Origin of the sequence: Hoskinsella mucinilytica, from assembly GCF_045223415.1 — a bacterium.
Taxonomy (GTDB): domain Bacteria; phylum Bacillota_I; class Bacilli_A; order Erysipelotrichales; family Erysipelotrichaceae; genus Hoskinsella; species Hoskinsella mucinilytica.
Window position 1 is genome coordinate 20,028 of record NZ_JBEQZJ010000003.1, and the last position, 25,723, is coordinate 45,750.

At 36.3% G+C, this 25,723-nt stretch carries 23 protein-coding genes; 20 read left to right on the forward strand and 3 right to left on the reverse strand.

Annotated features, from left to right (window positions below):
• The first annotated feature begins 2 nt into the window (after window positions 1–2).
• Window positions 3–1,946 (forward strand): EAL domain-containing protein, encoded by a 1,944-nt coding sequence (locus UGRO018_RS01400; RefSeq protein WP_416324660.1) that lies wholly within the window; start codon window positions 3–5, stop codon window positions 1,944–1,946.
• Here UGRO018_RS01400 and UGRO018_RS01405 read toward each other — a convergent pair.
• Window positions 1,939–3,636, reverse strand: a complete 1,698-nt coding sequence (locus UGRO018_RS01405) for a helix-turn-helix domain-containing protein (protein ID WP_416324661.1) — start codon at window positions 3,634–3,636, stop codon at window positions 1,939–1,941. The two genes, UGRO018_RS01400 and UGRO018_RS01405, sit on opposite strands and share 8 nt — an antisense overlap.
• Before the next feature lie 99 nt (window positions 3,637–3,735).
• Between UGRO018_RS01405 and UGRO018_RS01410 the strand changes: the two genes are divergently transcribed.
• Complete coding sequence (locus UGRO018_RS01410) at window positions 3,736–5,172, forward strand: glycoside hydrolase family 1 protein (RefSeq protein ID WP_416324755.1); 1,437 nt, start codon at window positions 3,736–3,738, stop codon at window positions 5,170–5,172.
• Window positions 5,173–5,199: 27 nt separating this feature from the next.
• On the opposite strand, the gene UGRO018_RS01415 is transcribed toward UGRO018_RS01410, so the two are convergent.
• Window positions 5,200–7,128 (reverse strand): BglG family transcription antiterminator, encoded by a 1,929-nt coding sequence (locus UGRO018_RS01415; protein ID WP_416324662.1) that lies wholly within the window; start codon window positions 7,126–7,128, stop codon window positions 5,200–5,202.
• A gap of 318 nt (window positions 7,129–7,446) precedes the next feature.
• Between UGRO018_RS01415 and UGRO018_RS01420 the strand changes: the two genes are divergently transcribed.
• From UGRO018_RS01420 to UGRO018_RS01505, 18 genes are all read left to right on the forward strand, one after another.
• Window positions 7,447–7,755, forward strand: a complete 309-nt coding sequence (locus tag UGRO018_RS01420; RefSeq protein WP_416324663.1) for a PTS sugar transporter subunit IIB — start codon at window positions 7,447–7,449, stop codon at window positions 7,753–7,755.
• Window positions 7,756–7,776: 21 nt separating this feature from the next.
• Window positions 7,777–9,069, forward strand: a complete 1,293-nt coding sequence (locus UGRO018_RS01425; protein ID WP_416324664.1) for a PTS sugar transporter subunit IIC — start codon at window positions 7,777–7,779, stop codon at window positions 9,067–9,069.
• Window positions 9,070–9,081: 12 nt separating this feature from the next.
• Window positions 9,082–9,426: a PTS lactose/cellobiose transporter subunit IIA gene (locus UGRO018_RS01430; protein ID WP_416324665.1), complete on the forward strand. Its 345-nt coding sequence runs from the start codon at window positions 9,082–9,084 to the stop codon at window positions 9,424–9,426.
• The gene (locus tag UGRO018_RS01435) at window positions 9,420–10,838 is read left to right on the forward strand and encodes a glycoside hydrolase family 1 protein (RefSeq protein ID WP_416324666.1); all 1,419 of its coding nucleotides are present in this window, start codon (window positions 9,420–9,422) and stop codon (window positions 10,836–10,838) included. Before UGRO018_RS01430 ends, UGRO018_RS01435 begins: the two co-directional genes overlap by 7 nt.
• A gap of 15 nt (window positions 10,839–10,853) precedes the next feature.
• Window positions 10,854–11,639, forward strand: coding sequence for a histidine phosphatase family protein (locus tag UGRO018_RS01440; RefSeq protein ID WP_416324667.1), 786 nt, complete (start codon window positions 10,854–10,856; stop codon window positions 11,637–11,639).
• 72 nt (window positions 11,640–11,711) lie between these two features.
• Window positions 11,712–13,163 carry a glycoside hydrolase family 1 protein gene (locus UGRO018_RS01445; protein WP_416324668.1) on the forward strand — a complete coding sequence of 484 codons (1,452 nt, stop codon included), beginning with the start codon at window positions 11,712–11,714 and terminating at the stop codon, window positions 13,161–13,163.
• Between the two features lie 27 nt (window positions 13,164–13,190).
• Window positions 13,191–14,006 (forward strand): HAD family hydrolase, encoded by an 816-nt coding sequence (locus UGRO018_RS01450; protein ID WP_416324669.1) that lies wholly within the window; start codon window positions 13,191–13,193, stop codon window positions 14,004–14,006.
• Window positions 14,007–14,102: 96 nt separating this feature from the next.
• Complete coding sequence (locus UGRO018_RS01455; protein WP_416324670.1) at window positions 14,103–15,410, forward strand: immunoglobulin-like domain-containing protein; 1,308 nt, start codon at window positions 14,103–14,105, stop codon at window positions 15,408–15,410.
• A gap of 29 nt (window positions 15,411–15,439) precedes the next feature.
• Window positions 15,440–15,874, forward strand: a complete 435-nt coding sequence (locus tag UGRO018_RS01460; RefSeq protein ID WP_416324671.1) for a VanZ family protein — start codon at window positions 15,440–15,442, stop codon at window positions 15,872–15,874.
• Between the two features lie 102 nt (window positions 15,875–15,976).
• The gene (locus UGRO018_RS01465) at window positions 15,977–16,774 is read left to right on the forward strand and encodes a transporter substrate-binding domain-containing protein (protein WP_416324672.1); all 798 of its coding nucleotides are present in this window, start codon (window positions 15,977–15,979) and stop codon (window positions 16,772–16,774) included.
• Between the two features lie 55 nt (window positions 16,775–16,829).
• Window positions 16,830–17,663 carry an inositol monophosphatase family protein gene (locus UGRO018_RS01470; RefSeq protein WP_416324673.1) on the forward strand — a complete coding sequence of 278 codons (834 nt, stop codon included), beginning with the start codon at window positions 16,830–16,832 and terminating at the stop codon, window positions 17,661–17,663.
• A gap of 53 nt (window positions 17,664–17,716) precedes the next feature.
• On the forward strand, window positions 17,717–18,136 hold the full coding sequence (locus tag UGRO018_RS01475; RefSeq protein WP_416324674.1) for a hypothetical protein: 420 nt from the start codon (window positions 17,717–17,719) through the stop codon (window positions 18,134–18,136).
• 57 nt (window positions 18,137–18,193) lie between these two features.
• Window positions 18,194–19,195, forward strand: a complete 1,002-nt coding sequence (locus UGRO018_RS01480; protein WP_416324675.1) for an LTA glycolipid anchor biosynthesis glycosyltransferase, IagA/BgsA family — start codon at window positions 18,194–18,196, stop codon at window positions 19,193–19,195.
• A 165-nt stretch (window positions 19,196–19,360) separates the two neighbouring features.
• Window positions 19,361–20,413, forward strand: a complete 1,053-nt coding sequence (locus UGRO018_RS01485) for a lysylphosphatidylglycerol synthase transmembrane domain-containing protein (protein WP_416324676.1) — start codon at window positions 19,361–19,363, stop codon at window positions 20,411–20,413.
• A gap of 25 nt (window positions 20,414–20,438) precedes the next feature.
• Window positions 20,439–22,430 (forward strand): glycosyltransferase, encoded by a 1,992-nt coding sequence (locus UGRO018_RS01490; protein ID WP_416324677.1) that lies wholly within the window; start codon window positions 20,439–20,441, stop codon window positions 22,428–22,430.
• Window positions 22,408–23,355 carry a 3'-5' exoribonuclease YhaM family protein gene (locus UGRO018_RS01495; protein ID WP_416324678.1) on the forward strand — a complete coding sequence of 316 codons (948 nt, stop codon included), beginning with the start codon at window positions 22,408–22,410 and terminating at the stop codon, window positions 23,353–23,355. The genes UGRO018_RS01490 and UGRO018_RS01495 overlap by 23 nt, the downstream gene beginning before the upstream one ends.
• Before the next feature lie 77 nt (window positions 23,356–23,432).
• Window positions 23,433–24,734 carry a 30S ribosomal protein S12 methylthiotransferase RimO gene (rimO, locus tag UGRO018_RS01500; protein ID WP_416324679.1) on the forward strand — a complete coding sequence of 434 codons (1,302 nt, stop codon included), beginning with the start codon at window positions 23,433–23,435 and terminating at the stop codon, window positions 24,732–24,734.
• Window positions 24,728–25,213 (forward strand): DNA-deoxyinosine glycosylase, encoded by a 486-nt coding sequence (locus tag UGRO018_RS01505; protein WP_416324680.1) that lies wholly within the window; start codon window positions 24,728–24,730, stop codon window positions 25,211–25,213. Before rimO ends, UGRO018_RS01505 begins: the two co-directional genes overlap by 7 nt.
• A gap of 24 nt (window positions 25,214–25,237) precedes the next feature.
• Here the strand turns inward: UGRO018_RS01505 and UGRO018_RS01510 are convergent, their stop codons facing one another.
• A complete protein-coding gene (locus UGRO018_RS01510) occupies window positions 25,238–25,705 on the reverse strand; it encodes a hypothetical protein (protein WP_416324681.1) in 468 nt (155 codons plus the stop codon).
• Between the last annotated feature and the right edge of the window lie 18 nt (window positions 25,706–25,723).

A 25,723-nucleotide genomic window follows, 5' to 3' on the forward strand; every position in this document is an offset into this window, starting at 1 on the left:
GTATGACTTGGGATATATCTGCGGAAATCGTATCAGCTATCATATTGGGAATCATCTTGATATATGCAACAAAAGGTAGTTTGTTGCCTACAATGAAAAATCAGGCATTTCAATTTTGCCTGAGTTTTACATTTATATCGATGGTGATCAATATCCTATCAACATTTGGTCTGAAACATACGAACTTAGTGCCCTATGTTGTCAATATGATCTTATTAATGCTTTATTATTTAACGACACCCTTGATGGGAATGATGTTTTTTATTTATACATTGGCGAACATTTATGAACATGATAAAGGAAAAGTAAAACGAACGATCCTCATGTGCAGTATTCCAGCATATCTTTATGTGGCTTGTGTATGTTTGAATCCATTCACGCATGGATTGTTTGTATTTACTCAGAATCAAGACTATATACAAGGGCCTTGGCTCGTATCAACCTACATCATTTTCTTTATTTATGTTGCATTGTGTGGTGTTGTTGTATGGATCCATCGCCAAAGCTTAGATAAGACGGTACGATATATTTTAGCGTTTTTTCCCTTGTTGTCATCTATTGTGATCATCTTCCAATATTTTTATCCACATTATATTTTAACCGGAACTGCCGCAACCTGTGCTCTTTTGATCATTTATCTCTATTTGCAGAATAAACAGATGTTTACAGATACCTTGACCGATTTATTGAATCGACAAGAATTCAATAAAATGATGGAAATAAAACTAAAGGATACCAAAGCATTTACGGTATTCGTATTGTCCTTAAAGGATTTTAAGTTTATCAATGATAAATTCGGGCAAAATACTGGAGATGAAATTCTACTTCAAATTTGTAATTATCTAAAACAAGTAATGCCGAAAAATTCTTTATATCGCTATGGTGGGGATGAATTTGCCATACTCATAGATGATGAAAATCAGAAAAATGAGGTATTAGAGCGTATTTCTTTTAGACTTTCCAATCCATGGATGGTACATGATATGGAACTAATGTTGAACTATGTGATCGGTGGAGTATCCTATCCTCAAGTTGCGGATACCAGTGAAGAAATGATCAAAGGATTGGAGTACGCTGTAGCAAAAGCAAAGACAAGTAAGGAGCAACATATTTGCTTTTGTAGTAAACAGATGCTGATAGGGGTACAAAGGAAATATGAGATTTTATCTATTTTGAAATCTGCGCTAGATCATAATAGCTTTCAAGTATATTATCAACCTATTTATGATTTGAAAAAACAGCGATATCGGAAAGCTGAAGCACTCCTTCGATTGTATGATGAAAAATTAGGCTTCATATCACCAGAGGAGTTTATTCCGATTGCGGAAGAGCATGGTTTGATCGTACCTATGACTTATCAGGTTCTGGATCAAGCATGTAAATTTGTTCAAGAGATCAAGAAGCGTGACATAGAGTTTGTGGGTATATCGGTGAATTTCTCCATTGTTATGTTTATGCAAGAAGATCTGGAACAAAAGGTCATGGAGATCATTGAACACAATGATATTGAGATAGATAAAATAAAAATTGAAATTACAGAAAGTATGCTTGCGACCAATTATGGGGCAGTTGTAGGATTTATGAGAAATATGATCGATCGTGGGGTTCAATTTCTATTGGATGATTTTGGTACGGGATATTCCAATATTTCCTATGTTTTGACCATTCCATTTCATACCATCAAAATTGATAAGAGTTTGGTCTGGATGTCTATGCAAAATCCAAAAGCCGCCACTGTCGTTGCAAAAATGTGCGAAGCTTTTTTAAGAATCGGGCAACATGTTTTGGTAGAAGGTATTGAAACTACGGAGCAAATTGCATTTGTTTCTCAATGTGGATGTGATTATCTACAAGGCTTCTATTATGCAAAACCAGTGCCTAAAGAAGAAGCTTTAAGGATCATTCAAGATACGATCATCTTACAAAAAGAGCCATCGATCATATGATGGCTTTTTCTAATTTTTGATGATAATGATGTAATGCTTGTGTCATCAATTGCAAGAAACTAGTTGTATCGCTTGCGAAAAGAAGTTGCTTTTGATAGGTCTTATCACTGATGATAGCAATTAGATCATCATAGATTTGCATCCACGTTTGTATTTGATCCTTTTGAATATCAAGTAAAAATACCAAATGTTGATGTTTTTGATAGATACGAAGGGAGGTATGGGTAGCTTGAGTGGCATAAAAAAGGGGGAATCCTTGGTCAAACATAAGCACATAGTGTTCGGTTGATGGAAGTATATTCGTTGTATTCATGGTAGTATAAGAAGTGAGCCAACGCACCATATGGCTTCTTCTTTTTTTATGTAATTGGTGAGCAATGACATAACGAAGCTTATAGATATCTTTCTCATTACAGACAGGATGCATATGGACATAGGTACGATAAAACATGAGATTTGTATTGCAAATGATCAGATCAGATGTATCTAATGAATGATCATAAGCATACCAAGGAATCCTTTTGATCATTCTTACATCAGGTGTAAAGCTTTTGATTAGAAGGTCTATAAGCTGTTGTTCTTCCCCATAAAGAGATTGATAGACCAATACTACATCTAGGGGTTCTTTAGGTAGGATCGATGCTATCTTACTGGCAAATAGTTTTGTTAATTCATAGATTGCTTTTTGTGTTGAATTCACATCGAGATAGGAAAGAAAGCGTTTGGCAAGAAAATCAGCAAGTGGATAGGTAAAGCTGAGAGGATACACAGTTGCTTGAAAATGAGAGAAAAAGGTTTGATCCCTTTTTGTTTTTTGATACCATAGGAAAAGGGAGTCATATAAGGTAGGACCATCAAATTGTAACTCTGTCTGAAATTGAACCCATGCATCTTGAAATGAGGAATCATCAAAAGAAAGCGATGTTGTCGCATGGTCAATCATATTTGAAAAATAAGCTACTTCTGTTGATTGAGGTTGTAGATGATATACACTTGTAAAAATATGATGGGCAATTGCTTCGTATGTCGTTGTGTTTACGGTCGTTGATAAATAAAATCCCTTTTGGATTCGTTGTATGGCGATGGATAGATAAATACTGAGATAAGATATGGTTGATTCATCTATGATGATGTGATGTTCCTCTAGACATTTGGCTACGTTTTTACAAGTTAGTTGATAATTGTCATGTTCAAGGAAGAAATGAGCATATAACCTTTTTTCATAAAGCTGACAAAGTAACTTCCTTGTATCACTTTCTTCACCGATGAGAGAAAGCATATGTTGTTTTCGTTGAATCGATAAAGCAAACGTACTTACGTATAATTTCAAATAAGTGATATCGGCTTCTAAGGATGGGATACTGATATGAAATGTGCTTTCAAGATCAAAGATATCGATTCCGCTTTTCGTATCACATAGTAGTTCTAAGATATGATCTTGTCTTTTTTCTACACTAAAAGGTTCTTCTTTTTGATGTAAATAAGCTTTATAAGCTGTAGGTTCTACAAAATAACCATGCTCACTGGACAAGATCAATCCTGGATATCGAAGATTCCATTCATAAATGTAATTTCTTAATTGACGTGAGGATATCTGTATATATTCATTTAATTGTTTACCGGATATCCAATGTTCGTTGTGTTTTAATAAATAGTTTAATAGTAGCTCAAGCTTTTCTTCTTTTTTCATATGGCTCTCCTTAAATTATTTCCTCGAGGTCAGGTAATTTTTTCATTGGGAATTTTGATATATTCAGGATAAACTGATGATGTAAAACAAAGGAGGTTTATTATGGATGTAATCAAAGGATTTCCAGAACATTTTTTATGGGGTGGTGCAGTAGCGGCCAATCAATGTGAGGGTGCTTATGATGTTGGAGGAAAGGGATGGTCCATTGCGGATATCGAACCATATCAGCCAAGTCTAGATCGTAAAAAGATATTAGGATTTCAACACACAAGAGAAGATATCGAAAAGGCCCTACAGGATCAAGAGAACTATTATCCTAAACGTCATGGCATTGATTTTTATCATACCTATGATGAAGATTTACAGCTGATGCAAGATATGGGAATGAAATGTTTTCGTACAAGCATCGCATGGTCTCGTATTTTTCCAAGAGGGGATGAAGCATCTCCTAATGAGGAAGGATTGGCGTTTTATGATCGTTTGATCGATCAGATCATAGCGCATGGTATGGAACCTATCATTACCTTATCTCATTATGAGACACCACTTGCCATTACCTTAGAATACGGTGGATGGAAAAACCGCAAAGTCATTGATATGTTTATGAAATATGCACAATGTGTTATGACTCGTTATCAAGATAAGGTAACCTATTGGATACCATTCAATCAAATTAATTTAACTTATTTAGGAAGCTTCATTCCTTTTGCGATGTTGGAGGATGAAGCAACAACACAGGATTGTTGGCAGGCATTGCATCATCAATTTATTGCCAATGCATTATGTGTGAAACTTGCTCGAAGCCTAAATCCTAACATGAAGATCGGTATGATGGTTGCGGATACCATTGCGTATTCTAAAACATGTGATCCAAAGGATATGATGGCAACGGTTAAGAAAAATCAGATGCAATATTTCTTCTGTGATGTCATGTTAAGAGGAAAGTATCCAAGATACAGTTATGCTTATTTTGAAGAACATCAGATCGATCTTTCCTTTGCTTATGGGGATGAAGAAATCCTACAAAGCTATCCATGTGACTTTTTCTCTTTGAGTTATTATTACTCAAAAGTGAATACCGCACAGCATAGCGATCATCCATTTGATGTAGATAAAAATCCTTATTTGAGAGAGTCTGAATGGGGTTGGGAAATTGATCCAATTGGACTTAGAAACACATTGAATCAATATTATGATCGTTATCAAGTACCCATCATGATTGCAGAAAACGGATTAGGTATGGAAGATGTGGTAGAAGCTGATGGATCCATTCATGATGTTGAGCGTATTTCTTATTTAAGACAGCATATTGAACAGATGAAATTAGCTTGTATGGATGGTGTTGAGTTATTTGCATACTGTATGTGGTCTCCCATTGATATCATCAGTTGTTCCACCTCTGAAATCAGTAAACGTTATGGATTTATCTATGTCGATTTAGATGACATGGGAAAGGGAAGTGGCAAACGAATTTGTAAGGATTCCTTTGCATGGTATCAAAATGTCATTGCAAGCAACGGAGAACAACTGGATTAAGGAAAGAGGCTGCTTGTCAAGCAGCCTTTACTCATGTTTACTTTTGCTCATTAGTTGCATGATACGGGTAATGAATTCTTTAAAGTCTTTTGCCTGTATTAGCTCTTTTACATGTACAGGTTCGCTTAAAATATCGATCAATTCATCAAAAACTTCGGAAAAGGTTTTTCTTGAATCCTCATTGACACCAATCAAGGCAATGATATGCACCTCATGATTTCCCCATTTCATTGGTTTTTCACTAATCGCAATGGAAATAAAACTTGCATTGGCGCTTTTCGAGAGTGAATGAGGAACTGCGACATCATCAAAAGCTGTGGATGACATCTTTTCTCTTGCCATGACATCCTCATACAAGGAATCTTGTGCAAGATTCAAAGCAACGACATCTTTTGTCAATACGTGAATGGCATCTTCCTTATCCTGAAAGGAAGGGTTTTTATAAAATAAACGTTCATCAAAGAAATTCATCAAATATGCTTTTAATGCTTTTCCTCGCTTTTGCTGAGCAATCGAATCAATGGCATTTCGAATATTCTTATGATCCTTCTCCGTAAGGAAAGGATGGATTGTTACATAGGTGTTAGGAAATGGCATATCGATCGTTGAGATGATCAAATCGGCATGAAGCATGGAAGGATGATAATTGTTGATAGAAATCGCATATTTCATATTGATCTTATCATCAAACTGGCGAATGATCTTATCCATGACGTTTTTATGGATGGAATAATAGTCCGCATAAATAAAGGCACAAGTCACTTTAGTTTTGCTTTGAACATTATTCTCAAAATAAGAACCGATGTGAAATGCGATAAAGGTGATTTCATCTTCTGTCAATGTAACATCGTAATCACGCTTAAACTCCTGTGCGATAAATACAGCGATATCATAGATCAAAGGATACGTGGTCTTGATTTTCGCCGTTAATGGATTTTTGGCGTAATAATCATTTTTTACACGATTGAACATGTTTTTCACATGAATGGTAAATTTCGTAATAAACTCTTCATCAAAAGGATCCAGGTAATAACATATCTCAACATTATGTATGACCTTATGCGCAATGTCGATGTATTTCTGTTCAATATATTCATTGATATTGTCTGCAGTGATAAAGGAATAATCAATCATTGTTGTATGATTGCTGATGACAAGGATCAAATTATATAATTCACTGTCTGTGATCTTTACTTGATAGGTCTCCTCAATAAATTCTTTGATTTGTTCAGCAACACGATATTGTAACGTGTTTTTTACTTTTTCTATATTCGCATCTTCTTCCAATACGCAATGGTTCCGTATACGATCGATCATGATGATCAAATGAAGAGCTGTGTTATTTAAGGTATAATCATTGGCAAAGATATCATTTCTTGCGAATATTTCACGTATGGTGGTACGAAAATCCCAAAAATGATAATGAAAGGTCAACAGTCTTACTTCATCCTTTAAAACGAAATTATCATAGGAATCAGAAGAGATGAGATGGCTCATTAAAGAACGTTTTCTTTTTTCACCACCAATCATCTGTATTTTATCTTTATCACGTTTTAAGCTCAGATGATATTCCTTTAACGTATTACGAACCATCTTTAAATCATTTTCAATGGTAGCTTCACTAACATAGAGTTCCTCTGCGATGTCAAAAATGCTGTAACCGTCTTTTTCACTGACGAGCTTTTGGATGATGTAATTCTGTCTGGTAACCGGTGTGTTTTCATCTGTATCCTGTGTTTGGACACGATAGGTCTGATATAGTTCCATGTCGATCCGATACCCTCTATTACTGGATTGAATCATGGTTTGTCCAACACTTTCATTAATGTTGTTAATATACTTTCTAATTTGTCTGGTAGAAACAGATAGATAATCAGAAAGTATTTTAGATGGTATCCAGCGATCCCCTTCTGATACCATGTAATCAAGCAATCTGCTGGTTTTTGTTGCCTTCATTGGATACTTCCTCTCTTTCCTGCATTGTATAACGACACATTTCCCCTATCATATCTGAGCATATTATAGCAAAATAGATTTTTGTGCTCCAATGGAAATTGTTCCCATCAGGTGGAACTTTTTATATTTGTTAGCCTTTTATTTCCGAGTTAAACTGAGAGTGTAATCAGGAAACGAAAGGAGGACAGTTCATAAGATGATAAAAAAGAGATACATCCCACCGTATTTGCCCATACATGTTAAAGATATATCTCATGAATATTTTATCATCAATCCTAAATTATTTCACTAAAAATATCGTAAAGGAGAAAAAAAGATATGAAAAACATTTTATTGGTATGTGGAACTGGAGCCAGCAGCGGTTTCATGGCAAAAAACATTCGAAATGCCGCAAAAGCACGTGGTCTTGAGATCAGCGTAAAAGCCAGAAGTGATTCAGAAGTAGAAGAGTATATCGAAGAGATCGATTTATTGATGGTAGGACCTCACTTGAAATATATGTTAGGTGACCTAGAAGAAATCGCTGATCCTTATGATGTACCAGTTAGAATTATCGAAGAATCAGCTTATGGAGCTTTGGATGGAGAAGCAGTACTTGATGCAATTGTAAAAGAATTAGATTTATAATTTGAATTAAAGGAGAAAACTATGAAAAAATTTATGGATTGGATGACGAATGTATTCGCTCCAAAGATGAACAAAATTGCTCGTAATCCTTGGATTGCGGCAGTTCAGGAATCTATTTTGGCGGCTATGCCGGTCATTTTGATTGGTTCCTTTGCAACCGTATTTAACATTTTAAGAGATTTTATTCCACAGATACCGGATATTTCAATGATCAGTAATTTTTCATTTGGGTTATTGGCATTGTTCTTAGCATACTTGATTCCGGCTACCATCATGGAAAAGAAGAAACACAGAAAGACAGCAAAACAAGCAGGTATGGCCGGTTTGGCATTCTTCTTAATGATCGTCTATCCTACCTTTGATGATGTCGGTAATATCAATATCGTATTTTCAAATCTTGGTACAGGTGGTATGATTGCTTCTTTAATTGCAGGTTTATTTGTAGGTGCAGTTATGAATCAATTTGCTAAGCATTCTTTCTTTGGTGAGGACAGTGCATTACCTGATTTTATCACGGTTTGGTTTGATACCTTGATTCCGATCACCCTCATTTTGATCATCGGATGGATCTTTACCTTTGTATTAGAAATCAGTATCTTTAATGTCATTTATGAAATCTTTAAACCGTTTATTTCAATCGGACAATCCTTCTGGGGATTTGTTATCTTGAATTTTATCGGTTATACCTTCTTGTATACCTTTGGTATTTCAACATGGGTCATTTATCCGATTACTTCCGCAATCTGTTTACAGGGTATCGGAGATAATATGGCATTGGTTGCGGCAGGAAAAGCGCCTATTTATATCCATACCGGTGAAGCAGTCAATCTATTTGCATTGGGTGGTGGAGGAACAACCTTGGCATTGGCATTTATGTTGTTATTTATCGCAAAATCCAAGAAGTTAAAGGTCATTGGAAAATCTACCATCGTTCCATCTATCTGTAATATCAATGAACCATTGGTATTTGGAGCACCGATCGCATTTAACCCTATTTTAATGGTACCTATGTGGATCGTCGGATTAGTAACACCTATCATTACATATCTTGCATTAAGTTCAGGTATCGTTCCGATTCCATCAGAGCCATTTAACTTCTGGTATCTTCCAAGTCCGATCGTTGGATACATGGTAACGAAGTCTATCGCAGGTCTGTTATTGGTATTGGTAAATTTCGCAGTTTCCTGGGTCGTATATTACCCATTCTTCAAGGTATATGATAAACAAGTATGTGAAGAGGAAATGGCAGAGGAAGAAAAGAAAGCAAGATTAGCAGCTAAAAAAGCAACAAGAAAAGAACCTATAGAAGAATAAGGGGGATAACATATGAAAAAGGCTACACCAGAAGAATTAAATAACGCAGCAATGCAAATGATCTTATTTGCAGGAAACAGTAGAAATATGGTAAATGAGGCATTGCGTGATACAGAACAAAACGTTGATCGATCTTGTGTGGATGAAAAAATGAAATGCGCAAAAGAAGAAATCACGAAAGCACACAAAATTCAGACAGATATGATTCAAAGTACCATCGAAGACGATGAACTGGAAACAACGCTTCTTTTTACCCATGCACAAGATACGTTGATGACAATTTATTCAGAATTGAATATGGCAACACATATGATCAAAATGTATCGTATGTTGGAAGATAAGGTGACATCATGCTAGATATGAAACAGGGTTTCCCTAAGGATTTCCTTTGGGGTGGTGCCATTGCGGCAAATCAGGCAGAAGGCGCATGGGATGTGGATGGAAAAGGTCCATCCATTGCAGATATTGAAATTTTACCTGAAGTTTATAGTAGAAAAACCGTTGTAGGCTTTCAACATAGTAAGGAAGATATCGAAAAAGCATTAGCGGATCAAGAAGGCTATTATCCTAGAAGAAGTGCAATAGACTTCTATCATACTTATAAAGAAGATCTGGCTTTGATGAAAGAAATGGGATTTCGTTGTTTAAGAACTTCCTTTAACTGGGCGAGAATTTATCCAAATGGTGATGAGGAAACGCCAAATGAAGCCGGTTTGAAATTTTATGATGATTTGATTGATGAAATGTTAAAAGATGGCATCGAACCGATCATGACGATATCTCATTATGAAATGCCAATCGGATTGGTAATGAAACAAGGCTTTTTGAATCCTGATAGTATCGATCATTTTGTGAAACTTTGTAAAACGTTGTTTGAGCGTTATAAAGACAAAGTAACCTACTGGATATTGATCAATCAGATCAATTCATTGGGTGGTTGGGGTGAATTTTCATCCTTAGGCTTATTAGAAGGTTATGATCAACAGGATGTGTATCAAGCAACCCATCATCAATTTGTGGCATGCGCAAAAGCAACGAAAATCGCACATGAAATCAATCCATCTATGAAGATCGGTATGATGTTAGGAGATGATACACGATATCCTGCAACGTGCAAACCAGAGGATGTGTTTGCGACTACGCAGCTGAATCAAATGTGTCAATACTTTTACTCTGATGTGTTATGTAGAGGAGAATATCCGGGCTATGCCATTCGCTATTTCCATGAACATGATATTCATTTAAATGTGACAGAAGAAGAATTGGCTTTATTAAAAACGTATACCGCAGATTTCTTATCTTTCTCCTACTACTCTACAAAAATTGTAAATGCTGATGATCCAAGTGATACGGATAATCCATATCTTGAAAAGTCAATCTGGGGTTGGGCGGTAGATGCCTTAGGATTCAGAAACTCTTTCAACCAATACTGGGATCGTTATCATATGCCAATGTTCATTGCGGAAAACGGACTTGGCGCTTTGGATGAAGTGGTAGATGGTGCCATCCATGATGATTATCGTATTGCATATTTGAAAAGCCATATCGAGGCAATGAAAGAAGCTATAAAAGATGGCGTAGAAGTGTTTGGTTATGCTTCTTGGGGTCCTATCGATATCATCAGTTGTTCTCAAGGTGAAATGAGCAAACGCTATGGATATATTTATGTAGATTTAGATGATCGAGGAAAAGGAACTGGGAAACGTTTGAAAAAAGATTCCTTTTACTGGTATCAAAATGTAATTCAAACAAATGGTGAAGAAATTTAAAGGAAAAGGGAAAATATGAAAAAAATAAGAAAAGTGCTATTGGCATCTGCTGTTGCCTTATGTTTATTCGCATGCTCCAGTAAAGAAGAGAAGAAACCAGAATCTGAGGGCATTACTTTATATTTTGTACGACATGGAAAAACAATGTTCAATAATACCGATCAGGTACAAGGATGGTCTGATACACCTCTCATTGAAAAAGGTGAAAAGCAAGCTGATGCTACAGGGGTAGGTATGAAAGATATCACATTTACCACGGCTTATACTTCTGATCTTGGAAGAGCTAGAGCTACAGCAAAACGTATCTTAGCGAAAAATGATCATGAAATTCCTGATTTGATCGAACTTGTAGGTCTTCGTGAATGGGGATATGGAGGATATGAAGGAAAACTAAATCATGAAATGTGGGATCCTATCTTCGAAGCACATGGATTGAAATTTGATGATGAATGGAGTCAATATGCTGAGTTGACAACGATGATGAGTGATGAGGATATCGCCAATGCTATCGCAGAAAATGATCCTACACATACTGCCGAAACCTATGCGGAAATTACCAAACGCTCACAGGAAGCAATCGATCAAATTATCAAAGAAACAGAAGAAAAAGGTGGCGGTAATGCTTTGATCATCTCCAGTGGAAGTGAAATTCCTACCATTTTGGAATTAATTGTACCTGGGCAGTACAAAGGTGAGGATATTTCAAATTGCTCTGTTACGATCGTAGAATATAAGGATGGAGCATATACATTATCCGTCATCGGTGACACTAGTTATACAGAAAAAGGAACACAAGCATAACAAAAAAAGGGCAAATCGTTTGATACGTTTTGTCCTTTTCCTAAATCAAAACATACAAGGAGGAAAGTTTATATGAGAAAAGTATTGGATGGATTCCCAAAGGATTTTATGTGGGGTGGTGCGACGGCCGCAAATCAATGTGAAGGAGCTTATTTAGAAGGTGGAAAGGGATTATGTGTAGCGGATATCTTAAAAGTACAAGATGAAGGAGATCCAAAGAAAAAATCAAATAAAGAAACGACCATGGCAGATATCAACTTTGCATTACAAGATCAAGAAGGGTATTATCCTAAACGCTATGGAATTGATTTTTACCATACCTATAAAGAAGATCTTAAGTTGTTGGCACAAACCGGTATGAATAGTTTTCGTATTTCTATCAACTGGGCAAGGATCTATCCAAATGGTGATGATGAGTCACCTAATGAAGCGGGATTACAGTTTTATGATGATTTAATTGATGAAATACGAAAAAACGGAATGGAACCTTTGGTTACATTATCACACTATGAGATGCCGCTTCATCTGGCATGCAAATATCTTGGCTGGTATAACAGAAAAACGATTGATTTCTTTGTGAAATATTGTGAAACAGTGATGCGAAGATATAAAGATAAGGTTACTTATTGGATCGTAGTCAATCAAATCAATTTGATTCATCACGAATCTTTCAACCATTTGGGCATACCGGCAGATCAAGTAGAAAATTTATGGGAAGCAAAATACCAAGGGATTCATCATGAATGTACTGCAAGTGCGTTGGTAACCAAATTAGGTCATGAAATCAATCCTGATTTTCAAATCGGTATGATGGTATATGATGGGTTAAGTGAACCCGCAAGTTGTAAGCCAAAGGATGTATCCGCAAATCGTAAACGTAATCAAATGGAATACTTTTTCAGTGATTTATTACTGCGTGGGGAATATCCGGGTTATGCACTTCGTTTCTTTAAGGATCATGATATCCATCTGGATATACGTGAAGAGGATGAAATGGTATTAAAAGAACATACCGCCGATTTCTTCTCTTTATCTTATTATTATTCTTGCATTTGTAGTGCTGAAAGCTATGCGCAAATAGGTGTTAATGAGGATGGCGCAATCGCAAACCCTTATTTGAAAAGCAATGATTGGGGTTGGGCAATTGATCCTGAAGGGTTAAGAACGGTATTGAATTATTATTATGATCGCTATCAAAAGCCTATCATCATCGCAGAAAACGGCTATGGTTGTCAGGATGAAATCAGCGAGGATGGTGGTATCCACGATGATTATCGTATCGATTACCTAAGACAGCATATATCTGCAGTGAAAGAAGCCATCAAAGATGGGGTAGAGGTGATCGGATATTATCCTTGGGGACCAATTGATATCATATCTTGTTCCTCCAGTGAAATGCGCAAGCGCTATGGTTTTATCTATGTAGATCAAGATGATTATGGGAACGGAAGTAAACGACGTATCAAAAAGGATTCTTTTGCTTGGTATCAAAACGTCATTGCCAGCAATGGAGAGGAGTTATGATGTGATGATCAAGAAAAGGATCACTTCATGAAACAAATAAAAATGATATTCAGCGATTTGGATGGTACCTTGGTCAAGGAAGACAATACGATATCCGATAGAACCTTATATGTATTGGACACATTGAAAAAACAAGGCATACGATTTCTACCTGTTACCGGTAGAAGTTATGCAGATATGCGTACCTGTTTTCCCCAAGACCTACACTTTGCGTCAATCGTATTAAATGGGGCTTTGTTTCTAGGAGAACAGCAAAACGTCATAAAACAAGATAGCTTTCTTTATCATTCACTCATAAAACTTCTCGATCAGATTGCTGATTTTGGATTACCGGCAATCTTATATGGACAAAAAGAAAGCTATCTTCTTGGTGATCATAAGATGATACAACGCTGTGTAGAAACCTTTTTTCACAGTACAGAGATATTGTATACAAAAGGTCTAAGACAACTGGGTGATGCAAGTAAACTTGATCAAGATATTTTAAAGGTTGAGGTGGTTACTATCGATCTTACTCAAAGAAACGCTTGTATGAAACAGTTGAAAAAAAGAAAAGATTGTCTTGTTACTAGCTCGCTTCCTTTCAATATAGAAATTACACCACTTCATGTACATAAGGCACATATGGTTCATCAGGTGCTTGATTATTATCATATCCAACCTGAACATGCTTTGATTTTTGGCGATAGTGATAATGACTTACAAATGTTTGAACAATTTCCCAATTGTATAGCGGTAGAAAATGCTAGTGAAGCAATTAAGAAAAAAGCGAAAACGATCATTTCCTCTTGTGAAGATGATGGTGTGGCATCCTATTTAGAAGAATTCATAGTAAAAGGATAAATTAACAGCAAAGAAGTATCAGAAGCATGGTTTTTATATTTTATCGGACTTTTTTCTATCGATCTTGCATAAGGTTAGTGTGTGAGAGGTGAAGCCATGAGTAAACGATGCAAGATGGTCATCATGATGATAATAAGCGCAATAGGGATTGCGATACTGGCTCTAGTGATCAAGCTATTGTTTTTTTCAGGAATGTTTGTGCCACTTTTGAAGGTGAAAGGAGATGATCCTTTAAAGCTGGAAGTGAATGAGCAATATGAAGATCCCGGAGTGATTGCAAGCTTCCATTTTCAAGATTACAGTGATGAAATTCAAGTAGAAAATCATGTCGATATCAAGAAAAAAGGAACTTATACCATCGTATATAAAAGTAAGAAATATAACAAAGAAGTGACACGAAAAGTAGAGGTCGTAGATACCAAAGCACCCGAAATACGATTGGAAGGAAACAAATCACTACGAGTGTTTGAGAATGGTACGTATCAAGAACCCGGATTTACGGCAATTGATCAATGTGATGGAAATATCACAAAAAAAGTCAAGGTAGAACATAACATCAATATGAAAAAACTGGGAACTTATCATGTCACATACAGTGTCAGTGATGCAAGCGGGAATCAAACAAAAGTACAACGAGAGGTAGAAGTTTTAAGTGATCCAAGCAATACCAAATTATTTTATGATTATGATGAGTATGATAATACAGCAGAAGAATGGTGGTTTAATAAAAGCAAAGATCATGCTCGTACAACCGGCGCAAAGCCTCAAGAGTTGTTAGATCAATATGATGCATATTTTCAAGGACCGGATGAAAAAGTGATTTATCTGACCTTTGATGAAGGAGGAAATGACATCACGTATATCAAACAAATCGCTGATGTATTAAATGAGAATGATGTCCAAGGAACCTTTTTCTTAACTCGAAATTATATCAAAGACGAAGCAGACTTTATGAATGAGTTGGTCAAGAAAGGACATGTCATCGGAAATCATAGTTGGCACCATTATGATATGCCGACGCTTGCGAACGCTTTAAGTGTGGATAAATTTGTTGCGGAAATCACGGAAACGGAAAAAACTTATATGGAAGTTACGGGAGAACCGATGAAAAAGGTGTTTCGTTTTCCCAAAGGTGGGGGCAGTGAGCGAGCAATGAAAATGGTGAAGGATCTGGGCTATTCCACTTATTTCTGGAGTCATGCCTATTATGATTATGCAAGTGATGTAAGCGGTGAAGAGGCGTTAAAGACGATGATGGATCATTATCATAATGGCGCAATTTATCTTTTGCATCCTAGTAATAAAGGAAACTATGAGGCAATGGATACGTTTATCAAAAATATGAAGGATCTGGGTTATCGCTTTGATACGGTGGATCATATTCCACAAAACAAAGAAACATAGTATAATAGAGCACAGGGATGTGATAACAGATGAAAAAACGCTGGCTATATGCAATCCTGTGCCTTTTTTGGATGTTTATCATCTTCGGTATGTCAAATGCACAGGGAGAAGAAAGCAAAGGGATGAGCGATGCTATTGTTTTATTGATGTCTAAATATTTGCCCTTCGTGGAATACAATGATACTTGGACCTTTCTAGTGAGAAAAGCGGCGCATTTCAGTGAATATGCAATCTTAGGTATCTTGTGCTATATGTTGTTAACGACTTATCGTGAAATTCAAGGAAAGGAACTGTTACTTTTGATATTAGGTGTCTTTCTATATGCATGTACAGATGAATTTCATCAGCTATTCATGGATGGTAGGGCCGGACAGTTTAAAGATGTGCTCATTGATACGGCGGGTGGTAGCACAGGTATTTTGTTATGGCATGTCATACGATATGGATTTCGGCAACATACATAATGTACTGGAAATGGTGCACTATTGACATCAAAGAAAGAATGAGCTAAAGTAAATACACATATGTCATAATTTGACTATGGTAAAAAAAGTGAGGTAATGTACGTGAAAAAATGGATGATGGCAGCGATGGCATGCACACTACTTTTGAGTGGCTGTGGTTCCAAAGAAAAGGAACGTGAGATATCTAAGAATACAGGGAAAGAATATTTCAAAGTAGGAATGACCTGTGATCTAGCGCCATTTGCGACTGAGAAGAAAACACAAAGTGATACCAGCGTAACAATAGGTGAAAGCTATTGTGATGGATATGATGTAAAAATCGCAAGAAAGCTTGCAGAACATATGAATATGGAAATCCAAGTAAAGAAAATCGCAGCCGATGCGATGCAAGAAGCTTTGGATGAAGGTGAAATAGATGCGGTGATTTCAGGATTATATCCTGATGAAAAACAAAACATGGATGTCACAAAAGCATATCAAAGCTCTGATGTTGTTTTATTGGTAAGAAAAGATGATAAGAAAGCAAAATCAAAGGATCTTGCGGATTTCAAAGGTAGTAGTGTTGCGGCTCTTCAAAACACAAGTTTGGATGCGATGATCGATGAAATCAAGGATGTAAAACATGAGAAAGCCATGGCAAGTTATGAAGAATTGATCAAGGCGTTAAAAGATAAAAAAATCGATGCGATGATCGCACCTAGCATCTTAGCAGAGAACATGGTCGATGGGGATATTACCATGGTCAAATTTGATGAGAAAAAAGGCTTTCATAAACAAGCTGAAGCTGTTATCGGTATGAAAAAGGGTAGTAAAGAAGATGAATTATTCCTTAACGTACAAAAAGCATTGGATGCTATTTCTCAAGAGGAAAGAGATGAAATGTTAAAGGCATCAAAATAAAAATACATAGGCAATCCATAGGGGTTGCCTTTTCCATGTGGAAGTGAGGGATAAAATGGATTCAACAAAAATTTGTAAAGAGTTATTTGAGGCAAGCATACAAGCCGGTGTAGTTGCATTGGCCATGCAAAAAGGAATCACCAATGAAGGAAAAAAAGTAGAACGATTAGCTCATGAAGATGCGCATCATCTAGCTATGCGACAGGCAAAAACAAAAGTTGATGTGATGGTACAGGATATGCTATTAACGGCATTGAGAGGATATCGTGATGTCCTTACTTTGGATGTTGAGGAAGAAAGTCAGCAAGTAACATTGTTTTCTAATGCAAAAGCAGAATATTCGCTTATCATAGATCCTATTGATGGAACCATGGATTATCTGAATCAAAAGGATACCTATTCCATCTGTTGTGCTGTTATCTTTGAAAACGATATTGAGGCTTGTGTGGTGTACTTTCCAGCACGTGATATATTATATTGCTATGAGCCTAAAGGAAAAGCACGCTATTTCAAGCAAGCACATCTTTGTCTTTGGGAGGATGGAGAAACGATTCCACGATATCATGGTAAACCTGATCTTGTTTATAAAAATGATCGAGTAGATCAAACAATGATAGCACGATTTGAGAAAGCCGGATATCGTGTTTTTGATGATCGTACTTGTAATTGTCCGGAAGCGTTAATTCATTGTATCAAGGAAGAGGCATTGTGCTATTTATGTGATACACGAAACCTCAGAGATATCTTGATGGGTGCCATTTTAAGTAAATGTGAACATGGTGCTTTGCTGGATGAACATGGGGAAACGATTGCTTGGCCGTTGAAAGGGAGGCTTCCATTTGGCATTTTTACACGGTTTCCGGAAGAAATTTCAAAAATTTTAAAATAATTTAGGATTTTTGCCTCCTTTTACGTATAGAGATATATAAGGAGGGTTTTTATATGAAAACATTTATGGAACTAGAAACAAGAATTGACAGAAAGAAAACGATTCGTATGATGAAGAAGGAAATGGAACAGTTGTACTACTTTGGAAACAGCTTTGTAGACCACACGCAAAAGCTGAATGTAGAAGAGAGTGATGCTAGCTATTTATCCTATCAGCCAACATTCAAAGAAACCAAAGAGAACGAGCAATTCATGGTACAAACTCAGGCTTTGACACAAGAACTGTTACAAGGAATTCATAGACTTCCTCAAAAGGAACGTATTCTTATGGAAGAACTTTATTTGTTACATAACGAAAAGGAAGAGGTGTGTAAAAAATTAAAGATCACCAGTTGTACGCTTCGTAGAAGAAGTCAGAATGCGCTGTATCATTTGGCGATTTTATTGCATAAAACAATTATGCTAGAGGAATAGGCTTATTGTTTCCCATCGTAGCTTATGCTATAATTGTATGGTGCTTGGAGGTGCGTTATGAAAGTATTATTGTATTTTGAAGGTGAAAAGGTCATTAGTAAGTCAGGTATCGGACGTGCGATGAAGCATCAGATGGCAGCATTAACCTCTCAAGGAATTGAATATACGCTTGATCCAGATGATGATTATGATATTTTACATATCAACACGATCGGACCGAATAGTTCTCCTATGATCCGCAAGGCTCGCCATTTGAATCGAAAAATTGTTTATCATGCACATAGTACAGAAGAGGATTTCAGAAACTCTTTTATGCTGAGCAATCAGATAGCTCCATTGTTTAAAAAGCGTTTAGTACATCTATATAGTAAGGCCGATCACATCATAACGCCTACTCCATACTCTAAAAAACTGATTGAAAGTTATGGAATTGATTTACCTATTCATGCTATTAGTAATGGAATCGATTTGGAAAAATTCAACTACAATGAAGATAAAATCAAAGCATTTCACGAATATTTCAATATAAAAGACGAGAAAGTCATTATATGTGTTGGCTTATTCTTTGTCCGAAAGGGCATTTTAGATTTTATTGAGGTCGCAAAACGACTTCCTGAATATAAATTCATTTGGTTTGGACATGTTCCACTTTATTCAATTCCCAAACAGATACGTGACATTGTCACTAAGGATCATCCAGATAACGTGATCTTTCCGGGGTATGTCAGTGGACCTGTCATAGAGGGTGCATATTGTGGTGCGGATGCATTCTTTTTCCCTAGCATGGAAGAAACAGAGGGAATCGTTGTATTGGAAGCGTTGGCTTCTTATCAGCAAGTGATATTGAGAGATATCCCTGTATTTGATCCTTGGATGAAAGATAAAGTCAATTGTTATAAAGGTCATGATGTAGATTCCTTTACCAAGCTGGTAGATGATGTTGTTTGCAAACGCTTGCCTGATGTAAGTGCTGAAGGTAGGAAAACGGCAATGGAAAGAAGTATTCCAGAGGTAGGAAAGCAATTGCGACAAGTGTATGAAGCGGTATTAAAAGATTAAACAACCTTCGGGTTGTTTTATGTTACAACTTTGTAACGTGGGGTTTTCATTCACATCTTTGATTTTATGGTATAATGAAGAAGAGATGTGGGATATGCTTGACATATCTCATGTGGGAATTGGGTATCCTAATTACGGTAACGAAGAAGTAAAGGGAGTCTAGTCATGAAAAATTCAATGAAAAGCTATGCTTTGAATTTTCTGGTTATCATAGGGTTGACGATCGTGGCACTATGGTTTGCCCTGAAGGACAATTATCAGGAAGTTATGGCATTGATCACCAGCTTACGATGGTATTGGTTACTTATCATTTTATGTTGGGGATTTCTATATTCTTGCGTGGTAGGAAAAATATTATCGATATTCGCAAGAAAAAACAAAAAAGATTACACGGTCCTGCAAGGTATCCAAAACGGACTTGTGGGAAGCTTTTTTAGTGGCATTACACCTAGCTCTACCGGAGGTCAATTTGCACAAGCATATATCTTTAAAAAACAAGGTATCAAAATCAGCGATGGCGCTAGTATTTTATGGGCAGATTTCATCGTGTATCAGACTACGATGATGGGATATGTCACATTATTATTTTTACTGCGATATACACATTATATGTCTATGATCGGCGGACCTTTATTATTGTTGATCTTAATTGGTTATATCATCAATTTATGTGTGATAGGGGTTCTTTGGACCATGGCATTATTTCCAAAAATGTATGTTAAGCTAAGTAATTTATGTGTAAAAATTCTAGCAAAAATTCATATTGTAAAGAATAAAGAAAAAACACTGGCATCATGGTCTGCACAAGTAACCTCTTTTACAGATGAAATAAAAAAATTAAAAAATGAGAAAAAAATGATCGTGCAAACAGTTTTATGGAATATCGTTCGTATGACCATTCAATTCATGTTGCCTTGGTTTATTGCCAATGCACTTGGCTATGAACTAGGGTTGGATCGTTTTGTGGATTGTTTGGCATTATCAAGTTTTGTATTGATGGCAAATGCATTTATTCCAATTCCAGGTGCAAGTGGAGGAACGGAATATGTATTTACGCAACTTTACGGTTATTTGATCGTGGAATCTGCGATCACCAGTGGTGTCATGATCCTTTGGCGTTTTTCAACCTATCATATGGTCATGATGATCGGAGCTGTGATCTTTGTTTATTTAAAACAGAAATATAACAAGGATGATTATGAGGGAAAAAAGTCATAAGGGAAGGATAGAAAGGAGCACATTCATGAGAATAGGATTGTTTACCGATACGTATACACCGGATATCAATGGGGTCGTAAGTAGCATTGTTACCCTTCAAAAGGAACTCGAAAAGAATGGACATGAGGTATTTGTCATTACAAATCATAAGGCAATGACGATGAAACGTGAGGGCAATGTATTGCGTCTTCCCGGCCTTGAATTGAAATGGTTGTATGGCTATAAGTTATCCACTCCATTTCATTACGCAGCTCGTGATGAAGTGAAGAAAATGAACCTTGATGTGATACATGTGCATACAGAGTTTGGGGTAGGTTTTTTTGCTCGAATCGTAGCGAAAAATTTGAATATTCCTGTTGTATCGACCTATCATACCATGTATGAAGATTATACACATTATATCAATCTATTTGGTTTAGAAGAAGTAGATAAGATGTCTAAAAAGATCATATCCACTTTTAGTCGTTCCATATCAGATAATGTGCAAGCAGTGATATCTCCTAGCGAGAAAACAAAAGAAACCCTATTTAAATATGGGGTGAAAACACCAATCTATGTGATCCCTACCGGATTAGATTTTTCTATGTTCAATACCGATGGAGTAAGCCAAGATACGATACAAAACATTCGTAATACTTATGGAATACGACCAGAAGATAAATTGATCGTGTATATCGGACGACTTGCGGAAGAAAAAAGTGTGGATATACCGATTGAAGGTTTTCGCTATGTAGATGATCCTACCATCAAATTTCTTATTGTTGGGGATGGACCTCAAATTGATGATTACAAAAAGTTAGTAAAAACGTATCATTTAGAACAGCAGGTATTGTTTGCTGGGAAAAAGCTGAGAGAAGAGGTTCCGGCTTATTATGCGTGCGCTGATTGTTTTGTGTCTGCTTCTTTAAGTGAAACACAAGGTATGACATTTATAGAGGCACTTGCTTGTGGATTACCGGTATTTGCAAGACCGGATGAAGTATTAGAAGAACTGGTCATAGAAAATGTCAGTGGTTATTTGTTTGATACGCCAAAGCAATTTGCGGAAAAGCTCATACATTATTTTTCCATGGAGAAAGAGGCAATTCTTCAAATGAAACAACAAGCTAAGCAATATGTAGAGAAATATGATTCCCGAGTATTCTATACGAAGGTATTGAGTGTATATTATCAAGCGATTGATGATTATCAACATGCTTATGAAGTCATCAAAATCAAAAATCTAGATGACTATGTACGTATTTATGTAGAAAATGATAGTGAAGATCAGCCTTTGAAGATCTTAATTACAGTGGAGGATTATTTCCTTTATAAAATCAGAATCGGTACCATGCTTGATCGATACATTGTAGAAGAATTCCAACATCAAGAAATTAAGTTAGAGGCTTATCGAGGAGCGATTAGAAAATTAAAGATTCGAGATTATACTCGAAAAGAAATGAAACTATATTTTAATCGCCTTCCCGGTTTATCTGCGGATGATGTAGAGGAACTCTTGCGTGAACTAGAAGAAAAAGGTTATATCAATGATCAACTGTACTTGCAAGAAAAAATCGATAAGATGCAATACTCCCTCATGGGAAAAGGGAATATGCGCAGAAATTTAATGAGCAAAGGAATTTCAAAAGAAGATATTGATCAAGCACTAAATGCTTTGGATGAAGAAGGAGAACGTCAAAGAGCAAGTCAAATGGCAGAAAAGCTAATGACAAGTATCAAGGACAAATCCAAAAAAATGAAAAAGCAAACCATTGTGAAAAAGCTGATCAATCTCGGATATGATAGTGATGTTGCACTATCCGCTAGTGAAACCTTGAATTTTGAAGATGAGGATGATCATAATGCATTGGTAAAAACAATCGCTAAGGCAAATCGTAATTATTCCAGAAAATACCATGGACAGGATCTGCGTAATAAAGTTATGATTTATTGTATGGGGAAAGGTTTTTTAAGGGAAGATGTAGCAAAACAACTGGATGAAATGGAGTGGAATGATGAAAATTCAGGAATTAACTGATGGTTATAAAGGTAGTATTACTGTGCTGTTGACCAATATGAATCGTGGCTTAACAGCCAAAGGTGCTCCCTATCTTTCTTTTACGTTTCAAGATAAAAGCGGAACGATGGAAGCAAAATACTGGAATGTAAAGGAAGAAGAATTAGAGGCTTATCACAATGGAATGCTTGTTGAGGCACATGGTGATGTATTATGTCATAAAAAAATGCTTCAGTTTCGTGTATCAAAAATGGAACCATTGGATATGGAACAAGAAGATATTTATGAGTATGTAAAAAGTAGCGCATTAAGCAAAGAGGAACTACAATCAGCGATTTATGCAAAAATCGATGAAATTCAGAATGAGAAGATTCATTTATTGATCAGTGAAATCATGAAGGAAAATGAAAAAGATTTTTTCGAATATCCTGCCGCAACAAAGAATCATCATGATTTTGTCGGAGGATTGGCAACACATGTATTAGGCATGTTGCAATTAGCACATGATATTTGTGTTCAATATCCTATGTTAAATGAAGACTTACTGATTGGCGGTGTCATTTTACATGATATCGGAAAGCTAACAGAACTTAGCAAAGCGGTAATCAGTGAATATACGACGCAAGGGAAATTGTTGGGACATATTTCGATCATGCAAGCAATTGTTTATGAGAAAGCACAACAGCTTGGCATAGATGGAGAAGAGGTTTTATTATTACGTCATATGATCTTATCCCATCACGGGGTTCATGAATATGGTTCACCGGTTCTCCCTATGATTCCTGAGGCAGAAATATTACATTTGATTGATAACATCGATGCTAGAATGAGCACATTAGAAAAAGCAATGAGCAATGTAACACCGGGTGAATTTACACCGAGGATCTTTGCTATGGAAAATCGTAATTTTTACAAAACAACATTAGAGAATCAGCGAAACAGGTAGAAAATGCCTGTTTCTTTTTTTGCCAATGACTTTTTTATTACTTTAATTCATGTTATAGTAATGCATGAGGTGTTTATATGAAAATAGGATTCGTATCTTTAGGATGTAGTAAAAATTTAGTAGATAGTGAAAAAATTATGGGTATGTTGAAGGAAGGCGCTCATGAGATGGTGTCTGACCCATCACTTGCGGAAGCAATCATCATCAATACATGTGGTTTTATCAATCCAGCTAAGGAAGAAGCAATCAATACCATTTTTAAAATGGCAGAGTATAAAAAACAGAATTGTAAGAAATTGATCGTTGTAGGATGTCTTGCACAACGTTATAAAGACACATTAGAAGCAGAGATACCGGAAATAGATGCAGTCATCAGTATCAAAGAATATCCTCATATTCATGAAATATTGGGACAACTTTTAGATGGTCATGATCTGGTAAGCTATGCTAAGGCAGAACGTCTTGTCAGTAGTAAACCATGGACTGCATATCTAAAAATCGCAGAAGGTTGTAGCAATCGCTGTACTTATTGTGCAATTCCTTTGATTCGTGGGGATAATGTTTCTTTTCCTATGGAGCAACTATTAGAGGAAGCAAAAGAGCTTGCAGCTCGTGGTGTCAAAGAGCTGGTTTTGATAGCACAAGATACAACGAAATACGGCTTAGATCTATATGGAAGATTGGCATTGCTGGATTTGTTAAAGAAACTACATGACATTGAAGGATTCCATTGGATTCGTATTCTTTATATGTATCCGGATGAAATTGAACCGGAGTTGATTGAAGGAATGGCGAAGCTACCAAAGGTATTGCCTTATTTCGATATTCCGATGCAACATGCAAATAATCGTATGCTAGAGGCGATGAATCGTAGAGGAACTAAGGAAGAGGTGTTACGCCTAGTCGATAACATCAGAAATACTTTTGCTCACCCGACGCTTCGTACTACCTTTATTGTAGGCTTTCCAACGGAAAGTGAAGCAGATTTTGAAGAGCTGTTACAGTTTGCTAAAGATGTTCGATGGGATCGTATGGGAGCCTTTACGTATTCACCAGAAGAAGATACACCGGCTTACTCTATGCCAGATGCGATTGATGAAACGCTGAAAGAAGCACGGCTTGCGGCTTTGATGAAAGAACAGGAAAGGATATCCTTACAAAATCAACAAGCAATGGTAGGACAGGTATTAGAAGTTCTGGTAGAGGATCAAGATGGATTACGTGGCGTATATCGAGGTAGAAGTGTACATGATGCACCGGATGAGGTAGATGGTGTTGTTATGTTTACCAGTGATCGCATGATCAATTTCGGTGAATTTGTTCAAGTGAAGATCACAGAAGCACTCCCTCATGATTTAAAGGGTGTAGAGGTGTGTTAAAAGGTTTCGCTCCTATCCTTGCCAAAGAACCATATGCGATCATCTTAGGCTCTATGCCAAGTGTTACCTCATTGGAAAAACAGGAATATTATGGATTTCAACACAATCGTTTTTGGAAAATCATGAACACATTATTTGATATGTCCATTCAAACTTATGAACAAAAGCAACAAATCATCTTAGAAAACCATTTGATTTTATGGGATGTCATTGGAGAATGTGAGCGAGAAGGTAGTTTAGATAGCAAGATTCGCAAGGAAAAAGTCAATGATATCGCCGCTCTTGTTGCAAATTATCCTTCCTTGCGTATGGTGATTTGTAATGGTAAAAAAAGTTATGAGCTTTACCAAAAGCATTTTTCAAAACTTCCATTAACTTGTATATATCTTCCTAGTACAAGTAATGCCAATCGTACCATCAAAGAAATAGATTTATTTCACGCATGGGAACAAGGATTAAAAAAAGCAGGTGTTCTGTGATCTCACATGACATCTGCTTTTTTGCTATTCTTTACAGGTAAACCCTTGTTTTTCTAAATTGTTTTTGCTTTGTTGATAATCAATGGTAACCTTATCACCTTCTAATTTTTGCTCAGTAATTTTACCATAATCAGTCGCAGAAATTGTTTTAAAATCAAAGGTGATTTCTTCTTTATAAAGATAATCCTTATTTAAAGAAGCTTCAAAGCTCATTCCTTTTACATCTTTATACTTTTCTTCATTTTCCTTGATGGATGCTTCTACACTTTCTTTTGCCTTTTTATCATCTTTTTTGAATTGCGCCTGTACGATCTGTTTTTGACTTCTTACGGTCTCACCAATATATTCAATTTCCTGGGTTGTTTGAAATGTCACATCATTTAAGGTTTGTTCTAAGGAACAGGTCGTCTTCTTTACTGTGACATCTTCTTCTTTTTGATTACATCCGCTTAGAAATAATAACAAAGCGCTAGCACATAATATTTTTTTCATAGTGTTCCTCATTTCTTT

Excerpts from the sequence above, each read along its gene's own strand:
- UGRO018_RS01400 (WP_416324660.1), top strand. The coding sequence starts at position 3 with ATGACTTGGGATATATCTGCGGAAATCGTATCAGCTATCATATTGGGA.
- UGRO018_RS01405 (WP_416324661.1), bottom strand. The coding sequence starts at position 3,636 with ATGAAAAAAGAAGAAAAGCTTGAGCTACTATTAAACTATTTATTAAAA.
- UGRO018_RS01415 (WP_416324662.1), bottom strand. The coding sequence starts at position 7,128 with ATGAAGGCAACAAAAACCAGCAGATTGCTTGATTACATGGTATCAGAA.
- UGRO018_RS01420 (WP_416324663.1), top strand. The coding sequence starts at position 7,447 with ATGAAAAACATTTTATTGGTATGTGGAACTGGAGCCAGCAGCGGTTTC.
- UGRO018_RS01425 (WP_416324664.1), top strand. The coding sequence starts at position 7,777 with ATGAAAAAATTTATGGATTGGATGACGAATGTATTCGCTCCAAAGATG.
- UGRO018_RS01430 (WP_416324665.1), top strand. The coding sequence starts at position 9,082 with ATGAAAAAGGCTACACCAGAAGAATTAAATAACGCAGCAATGCAAATG.
- UGRO018_RS01435 (WP_416324666.1), top strand. The coding sequence starts at position 9,420 with ATGCTAGATATGAAACAGGGTTTCCCTAAGGATTTCCTTTGGGGTGGT.
- UGRO018_RS01440 (WP_416324667.1), top strand. The coding sequence starts at position 10,854 with ATGAAAAAAATAAGAAAAGTGCTATTGGCATCTGCTGTTGCCTTATGT.
- UGRO018_RS01445 (WP_416324668.1), top strand. The coding sequence starts at position 11,712 with ATGAGAAAAGTATTGGATGGATTCCCAAAGGATTTTATGTGGGGTGGT.
- UGRO018_RS01450 (WP_416324669.1), top strand. The coding sequence starts at position 13,191 with ATGAAACAAATAAAAATGATATTCAGCGATTTGGATGGTACCTTGGTC.
- UGRO018_RS01455 (WP_416324670.1), top strand. The coding sequence starts at position 14,103 with ATGAGTAAACGATGCAAGATGGTCATCATGATGATAATAAGCGCAATA.
- UGRO018_RS01460 (WP_416324671.1), top strand. The coding sequence starts at position 15,440 with ATGAAAAAACGCTGGCTATATGCAATCCTGTGCCTTTTTTGGATGTTT.
- UGRO018_RS01470 (WP_416324673.1), top strand. The coding sequence starts at position 16,830 with ATGGATTCAACAAAAATTTGTAAAGAGTTATTTGAGGCAAGCATACAA.
- UGRO018_RS01475 (WP_416324674.1), top strand. The coding sequence starts at position 17,717 with ATGAAAACATTTATGGAACTAGAAACAAGAATTGACAGAAAGAAAACG.
- UGRO018_RS01480 (WP_416324675.1), top strand. The coding sequence starts at position 18,194 with ATGAAAGTATTATTGTATTTTGAAGGTGAAAAGGTCATTAGTAAGTCA.
- UGRO018_RS01485 (WP_416324676.1), top strand. The coding sequence starts at position 19,361 with ATGAAAAATTCAATGAAAAGCTATGCTTTGAATTTTCTGGTTATCATA.
- UGRO018_RS01490 (WP_416324677.1), top strand. The coding sequence starts at position 20,439 with ATGAGAATAGGATTGTTTACCGATACGTATACACCGGATATCAATGGG.
- UGRO018_RS01495 (WP_416324678.1), top strand. The coding sequence starts at position 22,408 with ATGAAAATTCAGGAATTAACTGATGGTTATAAAGGTAGTATTACTGTG.
- rimO (WP_416324679.1), top strand. The coding sequence starts at position 23,433 with ATGAAAATAGGATTCGTATCTTTAGGATGTAGTAAAAATTTAGTAGAT.
- UGRO018_RS01510 (WP_416324681.1), bottom strand. The coding sequence starts at position 25,705 with ATGAAAAAAATATTATGTGCTAGCGCTTTGTTATTATTTCTAAGCGGA.